The following is a 12,245-nucleotide window of genomic DNA, read 5'->3' on the forward strand; positions in this document are numbered from 1 at the left end:
TTTCCATAATGAATAATAAGAAAAACTTTTTCGGAATCTATAAACCCTTATGCGGTAGAAAGGATAAAACGAGGAGGGCGGAATGAATGTCCAAACCGGGCCGTTGGTGGAAAACAGTTCAAAAAATCGCATATTTATCGTTTATCGGCTCTGCCGTTGTAGGCATTTCGTTTGTCGTCTTCTTGTTTTATCTGCGCTCCCAAGCGCTTCCCGCCGCTTCCATCCTGCAGACCTCGGAGATCGTCGACAGCCGCGGAGACTTGATCGACTCCATGTATGCGGGGCAAAATCGGCAGGTGGTCGCTTATGACCAGATTTCCCCCTATTTGACCAAAGCCACACTGGCCATTGAGGATCACCGTTTCTACGATCATGTCGGCTTTGATTTTATGGGCATGGCGCGGGCGGCAATTGTCGATTTTGCTCATATGTCGAAGCTCCAGGGTGCCAGCACCATCACCCAGCAGCTGGCCAGAAACCTGTACCTGTCGCATGAGCGCACCTGGATGCGCAAATTGAAGGAAGCGGTTTATACGATTCAATTGGAAATGCAGTACAGCAAGCAGGAAATTCTCGAACGCTATCTGAATCAAATCTATTACGGACATTCCGCATACGGAGTGCAGGCTGCCGCGGAAATGTATTTCCATAAAAACGCCAAGGACCTGACGCTTGCCGAAAGCGCAATGCTTGCCGGCATTCCGAAAGGACCGAAATATTATTCCCCTTACATGAACATGACTAATGCCAAGGCACGCCAGAAAACCGTCCTTCAGGCGATGGTCAATTTCGACTATATCACACAGCAGCAGGCGGATGAGGCGTACCAACAGCCGTTGGACATCAAGCCGCAGTCCGGAGACAAGCCGTCGGAAGCCCCCTATTTCCGCGATTATGTGATACAGCAGGCTGCGGGAAAATTGAATATGACCGAAGACCAGCTGTCTGAAAGCGGAGTAAGAATTTTTACCACGCTTGATCTGCATGCGCAAAAAATTGCTGAAAGTGTAATCAACAAATATGTCGGCAGCCAGGGAGAGCTTCAATCCGCGCTGGTTGCCATCGATCCGCGAACCGGCTATATCAAGGCGATGGTCGGCGGCAAAAATTACAGTGAAAACCAGTTTAACCGCGTGTTTGCGACGACCCGCCAGCCCGGTTCTTCCTTTAAACCGATTCTGTATCTGGCCGCGCTTGAGCAAAAGGATTTAACGCCGGCAACAATGTTTAAAAGCGAACCGACCGCATTCACATATGACAACGGACGCAAAACCTACATGCCCAGCAATTTCGGCAATCAGTATCCGAACAAAGATATCGATCTTAGGGAAGCAATTTCCCGTTCGGACAATATTTACGCCGTTCACACCATCATGCAAATCGGTGCCGATAAAGTCATCGACATGGCCCGCAAGCTCGGCATTACGAGCTCTATGAAGCCGCTCCCTTCCTTGGCGCTCGGCACATTTCCGGTCAGTCCTTTCGAGATGGCTTCGTCCTTTGGAGTAATCGCCAATCAGGGCGTTCGTGTGGAACCCACGGCAATTTTGAAAATCGAGGATTCCGGCGGAAACCTCCTCTACGAGGCGCACCCCCAGGAGGAAAGAGTCGTCGATGCCGCCGATACATACGTGCTGACCAATCTGATGGAAAGCGTCTTCGATCCCGGCGGTACGGGGTTCAGAGTGGCGAATTTGCTCAAACGTCCTGTGGCGGGCAAAACGGGTACGACCAATACCGATGCCTGGATGGTCGGCTATACGCCAGAGTTGGTTTCCGCCGTGTGGGTCGGATATGACCGCAACCGAAACATCAGCGCCGTGGAGTCGCATCTGGCCTCTCCCATATTTGCCGAGTTCACGGAGCAAGCGCTGGAAACCGTTCCACCGAAGATTTTCCCGATCCCCGACGGTATTGTCAGCGTCTATATCGATCCTGAAACAGGCATGCTGGCGACGACGGATTGTCCAAGCTCCAAGCTGGAGGCATTTGTCAAGGGTACGGAGCCCGTCGAATACTGCACGGTTCACGGCAAATCGCCGATGAAAGGCAAGCCCGATTCAAAAGATGGCAAACAGGAAAACTCCTGGTGGACGGATTTGAAACGATGGTGGAATGAGTAAGAGTCAGCAAACGATGATTCAAATAACATCTATAATAAGAATTGATTGCAAATAATTGGAACTTCAGATATATTAATATAATAAACTCTATGATTCTACAATTCTCGCCGAAAAAGGCAACCTTACTGAAAAGTAAGGAACGCAAAGCCACGGGTCTACAGCTGCATGCCATGACAGCCGGGTTTCCAAAGAGGATTGTGCGGTTTCGCACCCCTTTTTTGGGGTTTTTTTGTTTTATATTTATATTTGTCTATGAATACATATTTAGGAGGGTACTATGAAAAAAGCAATTGTTATTTCTCTTATCATCATCTTAAGCCTTGTTGGTTGCAACTCAACCGTACCGTCTTATCGGGATGCCATCGTCAAGAATATGAGCATCGACAAGTACGAATCCCGAACGATTGTCAAACTGAATTTGGAGCCCCTGGATAACTCGAAGCAGCAAATCGAAAGCAACAAAGAAATGAAATTGTTTCTGGACCTGTTGAAATCCGGCATCATCTTTACGCAATCGGTAGATTCCGACAAGATGAATTTTCATCTGAAAGTAAGCTTTGCCGATCCGGCTCCGCTCGTGAACTCCGAATACTGGAGAAGCCCGGAAGACCCGTCCGCGGAGTTTGTGGCTAAAGACGGCCTCATATACGTAAAGACTTCTTCAGAAGATAAATGGATCCATCTGGATGACAATGCTGCGGATACCCCGTCGCCTTTTCAAGGGGGTATGGTGGATCAGGATAAGCAAAAACAATTCAAAAGCTTTATCCAAAAGCAAGTGGAGAAGTTCGCCTCCCAATTCGATTATAAATTGCGGTCCATCAAAGATTTAGGTTATACCACTTTGACTACGCCCGCCGGACAAGAATCGGTCAAACACCTGCAAATTAATCTGACCATTGACGATTACATCGATTTCCTCAAATATTTTATCGACAATCTGGTGCAGTACGAGAATTTCGACGAGTTCTTTGCCGAACTGCAAAAGACCCTTGGGTTGACAGCAGAGAATACGAAGCCTGCTTCCCAAAATCTTGTAGAATTCAAACAGTTGTTGTATTTCTTAAGAGGCATGCTCGATCAATACAGCCAAAAATCGATTGAAGATCAACTGAACACGGATATTGAATTTTCAAATACCAATGATGTTTATATTAACGATCAAAGCTATATCGTCGGCGGCAATTATCATTTCGATTGGGCTTTGAAGAACCGTGCGAAAAACGCGGGGTTGAAAGCCAATCTGAACATCGAAACAACTGTTTGGAACATCAACCAAGATATTCAATTGCCCCAAGCGGATTTGGATAACGCAGTTAACTTCTCCGTCCTGACCAAGGACCGGGCAGCTGTGAATTCGTTAGGGGATAGTTCATTTGTCCGTAAGCTCATAATTGAAAATTACTTTATTCACAGAGGCATTATCCGCAGGGATATTTCTGAATTTCCCTTTGCCGAATTGGACGGCAAGCCAATTTATTTGGATGCCGCTCCCTACGAAATTAACGGTACTCTCATGATTCCTCTCAACTTCATCGGTAAATTGACCAATAGCGATCCGATCTGGAACGGCCAAACCCGAGAAGCCGCGATTCAAACCAAGAATACAACGATCAAAGTTAAAGTCGGCAGCAAGACCATTCTCGTGAATGGCAAAAAGGTCGAAATGCCGCTGGCGGCGGCAACTAAAAACGGTAGGACTTTTGTGCCGCTTCGCAGCATTGCGGAGAATCTGGGAGTAACCATAACATGGTTTCCAACCTCCAAAGAGATTCATTTGGAATATAGAGAATAGAATTTGAGGCGCAAGTCAAACGAAAGGGGCCGTTCCGCAAGGTCGAATTAAAGACCTTGGGAACGGCCCCTTTTTATGCTGCCGGACGTTTATACGCCTACGCCTGCTTTTTGCACCGTCAACCGGCCGTTTTCCAGATCGATTTGAATTTCCGAACCGTCGCGGATTTCACCAGCAATCAATTCCCTTGCCAATCGCGTCTCCAGATGCCGCTGGATAAATCGTTTGAGCGGGCGGGCGCCGTAAACGGGATCGAATCCTTCTTCGGCAATAAACGTTTTGGCCCGGTCCGTCAGGGACAGCTTGATGCGACGTTCGGCCAAACGAGCCTCCACCTCTGCGATCAGCTTGTCGACGATGCTCTTCACATCGCGGATCGACAGCGGCTTGAAGAGGACGATATCATCAACACGGTTCAAAAATTCCGGACGGAAATGCATCCGCAGTTCACGGAACACATGCTCTCGGGCTTCCTCCGAGATCTCTTCCCGATTGACTGTTCCCTCTATTAGATAGTGGGAACCGATATTGGAGGTCATGATAATAATCGTGTTCTTGAAATCGACGACGCGTCCCTGCGAATCGGTCAGGCGCCCGTCGTCCAGCAGCTGCAGCAGGATGTTGAACACATCCGGATGAGCTTTCTCAACTTCATCCAGCAGAACGACCGAGTATGGCTTTCTGCGAATCGCCTCCGTCAATTGTCCCCCTTCTTCATAGCCGACATATCCGGGAGGCGCCCCGATCAACCGGGAAACGGAATGCTTCTCCATATACTCCGACATATCGATGCGGATCATATGATCCTCACTGTCAAACATCGCCTCGGCGAGTGTCTTGGCCAATTCCGTTTTGCCGACGCCCGTCGGTCCCAGGAAGATGAACGAACCGATCGGCCGGTTCGGGTCCTTGATACCCGCCCTTGCGCGGAGCACCGCATCCGCAACGAGGCTGACGGCCTCCTCCTGCCCAACCACCCGTTCGTGAAGAATGTCTTCCAGCTTGAGCAATTTGTCCCGCTCGCCCTCCATCAGTCTGCTGATCGGGATTCCCGTCCATCTGCCAACCACGTCGGCGATTTCCTCTTCGGTCACTTCTTCGCGAAGCAGACGTCCTTCCTTGCCGTTATCAGCTTCCTCCTCAGCCTCTTTCAACCTGCGCTCCAGCTCCGGAATCCGGCCATGCTTCAGTTCGGCCGCTTTTCCCAAATCGTATTCATTCTCCGCTTCCTCCAAATCGGCCCGGGCCTTTTCAAGCTGCTCACGCAGCTCCCGGACACCCTGCAGCGCCAGTCTTTCCTGTTCCCACTGCGCTTTCATCGCGTTCATTTTCTCTTTCAGATCGGCCAATTCCTTTTGCAGCGCATGCAGTCTGTCCTCGCTGGCCTTATCCGTCTCTTTCTTCAACGAAGCTTCTTCGATTTCCATCTGCATGACCCGGCGGGTCACCTCGTCCATCTCGGCCGGCATCGAATCCATTTCGGTACGGATCGTTGCGCACGCCTCATCGACGAGATCAATCGCTTTATCCGGCAGAAACCGCTCGGTAATGTAGCGGTCGGACAGCATCGCCGCCGCAACCAGCGCATTGTCGTGAATTTTGACGCCATGGTGGATTTCAAAACGCTCTTTCAATCCGCGCAGGATAGAAATCGTATCCTCCACATCCGGCTCATTGACCATAACCTGCTGAAACCGGCGTTCCAGCGCCGAATCCTTTTCAATATACTGGCGGTATTCATCCAGGGTCGTCGCACCGATACAGTGCAGCTCGCCGCGGGCCAGCATCGGCTTCAGCATATTCCCCGCATCCATGGCTCCTTCGGTTTTTCCCGCTCCGACAATCGTATGCAACTCGTCGATGAACAGGATGATTCTTCCTTTACTCTGCTTCACTTCACTGAGTACGGCTTTGAGCCGCTCCTCAAATTCACCCCGGTATTTCGCGCCGGCAACCAAAGCGCTCATGTCGAGCGAGAAAACCGTTTTATCCTTCAGGCTTTCCGGAACGTCGCGTTTGACGATCCGCTGTGCCAAGCCCTCGACGATTGCGGTCTTCCCGACTCCCGGCTCGCCGATCAGCACGGGATTATTCTTGGTTTTTCTGGACAGGATGCGGATCACGCGGCGAATCTCGCTGTCTCTGCCGATGACGGGATCGATCTTGCCTGCGCGTACCTCGGCCACCAAATCCCGGCCGTATTTCTCCAGCACTTCATAGGTGGCTTCCGGCTCCCTGGACGTCACCCGCTGATGCCCCCGCACTTCTGTGAGCGCTTTGAGAATCCCATCATGGGAAATGCCCGAATCCTTGAACAACTTCCCGACCTCTCCGCGGCTGCCGGCAAGCGCCAGCACCAGATGCTCGACGGAAATATATTCGTCTTTGAGTTTTTTGGCTTCCTGCTCGGCATCCGCAAACAGCTGCGTCATTTGACCGGACAGATAAACCTGACCCGCACCGGCGCCGGTCACCCGCGGTTTTTTGCCCAGCAGCGAATCAACCCTCCGTTCAAACTGCGGGGCATCCACATTCAGCTTTTGCAGTAATCTTGCGGCAATCCCGTCTTTTTGCTCCAACAGGGCTTTCAGCAGATGCTCCGCGTCGATCTCTTGATGATGCAGGGAGACGGCCAAGCTTTGGGCAGCCAAAAGCGCCTCCTGCGATTTTTGCGTCAATCGGTTCATATCCATATTCGTTTCCCCCTTTAAATTACTTTACGCTTGGCTGGAAATGGCTCTGATCAGCCAGTTTCCTGTACAATTCCTGCTGTTCCGCCGTCTCTGCAGGCGGCACTATCGTTTCGATCTCCACAAACAGATCTCCCTGCTGTCCTCCGCTGCGTTTCAAGCCTTTTCCGGGAATCCGCAGCCTTTTTCCGGGTCGGATGCCGACCGGCACTTTAAGCCGCATGGTCGTACCGTCCGGAGTCTCGATCTGCGCTTGCGTGCCGAAAACAACATGCCACGGAGCAACCTGGAGCGTCATGATCAGGTCCGCCCCGTCCACTCTATAGTGTTCATGGGGCTTAATGCTGAGGGTGATGTACAAATCCCCGTTCTTTCCCTGCCTGTTCTTCAAGCTGCTCTGACCTTTCAGGCGGATTTTCTGCCCTTCATAAACCCCTTTGGGCAATTTCAATTTCAATTCCTTGCCGTTCAGCCGAACCGTGACCGTACCGCCTTGTACGGCCTGCTCCAAAGAGATTAACAGGCGGGCTTCTTCATCCACATCCTCGGGAAACAAATCTTCATAGCTGATGGTGTCGCCGGCGAATTTTGCACCGCCCCCGCCGCCGTATCCGCCAAAAAAGCGGTTGAAAAAATCGCTGAACCCGTTGATGTCCTCACTCGTATAATATTGCCCCGAGTATCCGGAGCCGGGTCCGCCGGCTGCCCCGGCATATTGATATCGCTCCCAGTCCGCACCCAACCGGTCGTATTCCGCCCGTTTTTCTTCGTCTCCCAGCACTTCGTAGGCTTCCTGGACCTCTTTGAATTTTTTCTCCGCATCAGGCGCCTTATTAACATCCGGGTGGTAGGCTTTGGCCAGTTTTTTGTAGGCTTTGCGAATTTCGTCCTTGGCGGCTGTTTTGGATACACCGAGTATTTGATAGTAATCTTTATAGTTCATCGCGATTTTCGCCTCCTCTCAAGAGTGCCGAATCTCTCATTGATTATTTGGTCAAAAAAGGTCAAACCGGATTTAGAAAAAATACACATTCCAGCATGTTCTTCTCGCTCATCCCAAAATGTGCATGACTCTTATAGTTATTATAGCCGTTCTTTTGCCGGATATTCAACTTCGGAAAGTCTTCGAAATGTCACCTTTTCAGCCGTTTTTACCGATAAACAACCAAGATTTGCGCCTTTTGTTTGACTTTGACTTTCTTTGATTAATTTGCTTCGAAACAACCCCGCATCAGCTCCGCCCATGACAAAAAGGGGCCAGCCCGGTCAACAGGCCAACCCCTTTTTGTGTCCTAGTATATCGTGGAAATATACTTTCATTATTTTACCCGACACCCGCCAAACATACAACGGCTGACACACAATTGCCACATTCCTCGTCCAAGGTCCATCGATTCAAGCTCAATCCAGTTTTTCCTTCAACTCTTCAGGAGAACGCTCCCACCATTGTTCATTGTGTTCCATCAGCAATTTTTTCAGGGCCGCTCTTTCCGTATCGTTCAATCCGTCCAGCAAATATCTGCGCTTCAGGGCGGATTCCATCCTGTTCACATGGTCGACAAGAATTTTCCAGCCTTTCTTTTGCTCGGTGTCTATGAGCATTTCACAAGCGGTTACCCCTGCATAATGCGCGCCTTCCTCAGTTCTGTCGACGGCTACCCAAACAATCCAGCAGCGCCGTCCGTTCGGAACCTCTTCTTTGTTAGGGGAAAATTTGATGCCTTTTTCTATCTTGCTTTTTGCGTGAAGAGCGCCAACGTCAATGTAAGCTTCCTCCCCGTCTATAATCACGCTGGAAAGGTTGCTCAAGTCGATCATGCCCGCCCCGAACCCCCTGTGGTTTTTTTTGCCGCTGACCACATTCAGGGATAATTTTTTTCCGCCGTCTTGATTCACGTCCATTTTATCGCACCTTTCCGTCCGAATTTGTTGTCCCGGCAATCCGCAAGATTAATTTTATTTTAGCTAATAATCGCCGATTTGCAAACATATACATGCTGTAGATGCTTGTCAACGGGGTGAATGATTATGAAATCCAAGGTATTCACAACATGGCTGTCCCTTTTTGCGATTGCTCTTCTCAGCGCTGCAGCCGTTATCTTTTTCCATAACTCGGCTCCAGCCGGACAACAGGACGCTTTCGTCAACAAGCCGGTCAAACCGGAGAAGGCGAAGGAATCACCCCCGCCGAAAGAAAATAACGAACAACCGATTGAACCGAAGAAACCCGTTCCTTTGAGCCGGCGCATTGTCGAATATCATATTAACGTACAGCTGGATGCCGGCAGCCAAACGCTTTCGGGCTCGCAAGCCATGACCTGGACCCATCCCGGACATTATCCGGTCCAGGATTTGTATTTCCACCTGTATCCCAATGCGTTCGAATCCAAGAATACCACGTTTATGAAGGAATCCGGCGGAAAATTGCGCAGCGACAAAATGCAGGATGGCAGTTTCGGAAATATGCGGATCACCTCAATCCAAACGGCAGACGGGCAGGAATTGATCAGCCGGATGACTTATGTACAGCCGGACGACGGAAATCCAAACGACCATACGCTGATGAAAATCCGTCTCGATCGACCAGTGCAGCCCGGGGAAAAGGTGACCCTGCTGTTCAAGTATACTGTCCAGCTTCCGAAAGTGTTTGCGCGGATGGGATACTCGGGGGACTTCGTCATGGCCGGACAATGGTTTCCGAAGATTGCCGTGTACGAAACAGCCGGAACGAGAAACCGCAAGGATGAAGGCTGGAATCTGCATCAGTATCACGGAAACTCGGAATTCTATGCCGATTTCGGGATTTACAGCGTAGCCGTAACCGTACCCGATACGTATCTGGTTGCTGCAACGGGTTTTCCGACACAGCCGCCGACGGCCCGGAACGGCATGAAAACTTTCCGGTTTTATGCCGACGATGTGCATGATTTCGCTTGGGCCGCGTCCCCGCATTTTATCTATGCGGAACAGCCGTTCTCCACGGCGAATATCCCGGGAGTCAGAATCAAGCTTTATCTGGACCCAAAACAGAAGGATTTGCAGGACCGGTATTTCACCGCAGCCAAAAAAGCACTCACCGATTACAGCAAATGGTATGGCGAATATCCTTACTCCACACTGTCCATCGTTGTTCCTCCACCCGGCGGCAACGGAGCGGGCGGCATGGAATACCCGACTCTGATTACGGCTTGGGACGCATCAGACAGCAGCCCCGATACCGAACTGGAGCGGGTGCTGGTGCATGAAATCGGTCACCAGTACTGGTACGGAATGGTCGCTTCCAATGAATTCGAAGAACCGTGGCTCGATGAAGGATTAACATCGTACGCAGAGGGCAAAGTGATGGAAAAAGAATATGGCGCTCAATCGAATCTCCCCGTGGAAGCCAGCTACGTCACCGACCCGTCGGCGTTGAACCTGAATGCCTGGCAATATGCTAACGGCGACCATTATGCAGACAACGTTTATATCCGGGCAAAGCTGGTGCTCACCGATATAGAACGGCGAATCGGTTCGAAACAGATGGAAAACGTGCTGCGGACTTATTTTCAGCAGTGGAAATTCAAGCATCCGACGACATCCGATTTTGAGCAATCACTCGAGCAGGTAACCCGGCAAAATTGGGACGATTATTTTCAGCACTTTGTATATGGCGGCAACATGATCGATTATTCCGTTGATGCGGTTCGTTCGGTGCGGATTCGCGAGAACGGAATAACCTCCTACAATAATACCGTCATCATTTCAAAACGCGGCGGGCCCTACAACACCGTTCCCATCCTGATCCATTTTTCCGACGGCTCTTCTCTCAAAAAAATTTGGGACGGCAGCGGGCCTCATATGCAGTATCAATTCAAAACCCCAGCTCCGATCGATTGGGTGATGATCGATCCCAACTATAGCATGGTGCTGGAAAACAAGCATATTAACAATTTCATGAAAACGACCGTCAGCGAACCCGTGCAAGTGCGCTGGAATATGGGCGCAGCCAAAGCATTGGAAACCCTGCTCGGTTGGATCGCATGGTGAGGTGACAGGAAATGCTGGAGTACTTGAAAAACGGTTGGAAAGCGACTCGCCGCCAACTTCCGCTTATGGTCATTTTGTTTATTTATCGATTTATATGGGCTTTTATTCTCTACAACTTCGTCCGGACGGTAACAACCCCTTTGCTGCACCGTTATCCGGGCGCGCTTTCCGCCTACTCCTCACATCTCTTTATCGCAGAAAGCCAATTCCGGCTGGCAAAAACGGATCTGGCCGATTCCTATCTTTGGCTGCTGGCTTTGGTTCTGCTTGTCCGAATTTCGCTCACACCATTGATAAATGCCGGCTTATACTATTCCATTTCTTCGGGCGACGCGCCCAAAGCCGCCAATTTCCTGAGGGGAATGCGGATGCTGGGCAAACCTTTCTTTTACATTTATTTCGCCCAAGCATTCCTGCTGCTCGCCCCCTTATTCTGGCTCATTCCGATCGGCATGCACAGCATCGGGGAGTCGTTCGGATTACTCTCCCTGGTACGGGCGCTCCTTCCCCTGCTGGCCGGATATCTGCTGTATACCGCCGTGGTATATTTATTATTTATGTATATCCAATTTGGAAAGGCGTCCGATAAGAAATTGATATTCTCGCTGATCTTGTTTGCACGGTACTTGCCTTCTATCCTATGGTTAGCTTTCACCCTGTTCGCGATCACCGGATTGGTGGGACTCATTACGCTGGCCGCATCATTCTGGTGGGCAGGGCTGTTCGCCGTAATCGTTCATCTCGGCTACTACTTTGTCAAAACGCTGTTTGAAGTCTGGAAACTCTCCTCAAACTATCAATTGTGGATGAGTAAACAAAATTAGGTTAATTAATCTATTGTCCAAAAAAAGAATGCTTTACGTTAAAACGGTTCCATGCTATATTATATATTGTGATTTTGGCTGTCACAAATTAGACATAATTGCTGAACATGAAGCAACGAATCCCATCTGGGCTGTTGATGCGAAACAGCGTTCCTGTCATCGGTTAACAGGCTTTTCACCTGCGTATTATATGCAGTTGGCTCTTGGTAGCGCTCCTGCCGTGGATTAACTGCCGCAATCCGTTTGTGCTCAAATCGAGTCACAGATGGAAAAGCGGCAGTTTTTTTTCCGCATAAGAATTTATAAGTTTCCGGTCATTCGGAAGGGCAAATTCTTATTGGGATGAAAAACTTCCTAGGCTTCCGAAGTGGTTTACTGCGTAAACCTGTGGGTCTGGCTTCTTTGAAGGGCTTCGATAGGAGTTTTTCTTGTACATCATTATGAGGAGGATTTAGAGACATGCAAAAAAATCGTTGGTTAATCGCAGCCTCAGCCGTCGGAATTCACATTTCCATCGGCTCTGTATACGCCTGGAGCGTATTCACCAAACCGCTCGTCAAGGAATTCCGGTGGGATTTTAAAGCCATCCAGCTTACTTTCAGTCTCGCGATCCTATTCCTCGGACTGTCCGCCGCATTCCTCGGACACTTTGTTGAGAAACACGGACCTCGAATTCTGACACCGATCTCCGTCCGATTTTCGCAGCTTGGGTTCGCACAACCACCAACAGCTATACCGGCACCTTGTATGTATTTGCCGGACTGTTCGCAGTCGCATTGATTGT

At 49.9% G+C, this 12,245-nt stretch carries 7 protein-coding genes, 1 pseudogene and 1 riboswitch; of the genes and pseudogenes, 5 read left to right on the forward strand and 3 right to left on the reverse strand.

Going from position 1 to position 12,245, the window contains the following annotated elements; all coding sequences use genetic code 11:
• Positions 1–86: 86 nt before the first annotated feature.
• Together VF724_RS09405 and VF724_RS09410 are read left to right on the forward strand one after the other, a co-directional pair.
• On the forward strand, positions 87–2,123 hold the full coding sequence (locus tag VF724_RS09405) for a transglycosylase domain-containing protein (protein ID WP_371753987.1): 2,037 nt from the start codon (positions 87–89) through the stop codon (positions 2,121–2,123).
• 105 nt (positions 2,124–2,228) lie between these two features.
• A riboswitch (cyclic di-GMP riboswitch) is annotated at positions 2,229–2,313 on the forward strand.
• Between the two features lie 87 nt (positions 2,314–2,400).
• A complete protein-coding gene (locus VF724_RS09410; protein WP_371753988.1) occupies positions 2,401–3,918 on the forward strand; it encodes a copper amine oxidase N-terminal domain-containing protein in 1,518 nt (505 codons plus the stop codon).
• 89 nt (positions 3,919–4,007) lie between these two features.
• Here the strand turns inward: VF724_RS09410 and clpB are convergent, their stop codons facing one another.
• The 3 genes from clpB to VF724_RS09425 all read right to left on the reverse strand — a co-directional run bounded on the left by clpB (position 4,008) and on the right by VF724_RS09425 (position 8,510).
• Positions 4,008–6,611: an ATP-dependent chaperone ClpB gene (clpB, locus tag VF724_RS09415; RefSeq protein WP_371753989.1), complete on the reverse strand. Its 2,604-nt coding sequence runs from the start codon at positions 6,609–6,611 to the stop codon at positions 4,008–4,010.
• A gap of 19 nt (positions 6,612–6,630) precedes the next feature.
• A complete protein-coding gene (locus tag VF724_RS09420) occupies positions 6,631–7,551 on the reverse strand; it encodes a DnaJ C-terminal domain-containing protein (RefSeq protein ID WP_371753990.1) in 921 nt (306 codons plus the stop codon).
• Between the two features lie 458 nt (positions 7,552–8,009).
• A complete protein-coding gene (locus VF724_RS09425; RefSeq protein ID WP_371753991.1) occupies positions 8,010–8,510 on the reverse strand; it encodes a YwhD family protein in 501 nt (166 codons plus the stop codon).
• A gap of 126 nt (positions 8,511–8,636) precedes the next feature.
• Between VF724_RS09425 and VF724_RS09430 the strand changes: the two genes are divergently transcribed.
• The 3 genes and pseudogenes from VF724_RS09430 to VF724_RS09440 form a co-directional block, all read left to right on the forward strand.
• Positions 8,637–10,637 carry a M1 family metallopeptidase gene (locus VF724_RS09430; protein ID WP_371753992.1) on the forward strand — a complete coding sequence of 667 codons (2,001 nt, stop codon included), beginning with the start codon at positions 8,637–8,639 and terminating at the stop codon, positions 10,635–10,637.
• An 11-nt stretch (positions 10,638–10,648) separates the two neighbouring features.
• Positions 10,649–11,461, forward strand: a complete 813-nt coding sequence (locus tag VF724_RS09435; protein ID WP_371753993.1) for a hypothetical protein — start codon at positions 10,649–10,651, stop codon at positions 11,459–11,461.
• A 459-nt stretch (positions 11,462–11,920) separates the two neighbouring features.
• Positions 11,921–12,137 (forward strand): annotated as a pseudogene (locus VF724_RS09440) (MFS transporter); the annotation flags it as partial.
• Between the last annotated feature and the right edge of the window lie 108 nt (positions 12,138–12,245).

The organism is Ferviditalea candida (assembly GCF_035282765.1).
Classification (GTDB): domain Bacteria; phylum Bacillota; class Bacilli; order Paenibacillales; family KCTC-25726; genus Ferviditalea; species Ferviditalea candida.

Coding starts and splice junctions, on each gene's coding strand:
- VF724_RS09430 (WP_371753992.1), top strand. CDS start 8,637: ATGAAATCCAAGGTATTCACAACATGGCTGTCCCTTTTTGCGATTGCT.
- VF724_RS09425 (WP_371753991.1), bottom strand. CDS start 8,510: ATGGACGTGAATCAAGACGGCGGAAAAAAATTATCCCTGAATGTGGTC.
- VF724_RS09405 (WP_371753987.1), top strand. CDS start 87: ATGTCCAAACCGGGCCGTTGGTGGAAAACAGTTCAAAAAATCGCATAT.
- VF724_RS09435 (WP_371753993.1), top strand. CDS start 10,649: ATGCTGGAGTACTTGAAAAACGGTTGGAAAGCGACTCGCCGCCAACTT.
- VF724_RS09410 (WP_371753988.1), top strand. CDS start 2,401: ATGAAAAAAGCAATTGTTATTTCTCTTATCATCATCTTAAGCCTTGTT.
- VF724_RS09420 (WP_371753990.1), bottom strand. CDS start 7,551: ATGAACTATAAAGATTACTATCAAATACTCGGTGTATCCAAAACAGCC.
- clpB (WP_371753989.1), bottom strand. CDS start 6,611: ATGGATATGAACCGATTGACGCAAAAATCGCAGGAGGCGCTTTTGGCT.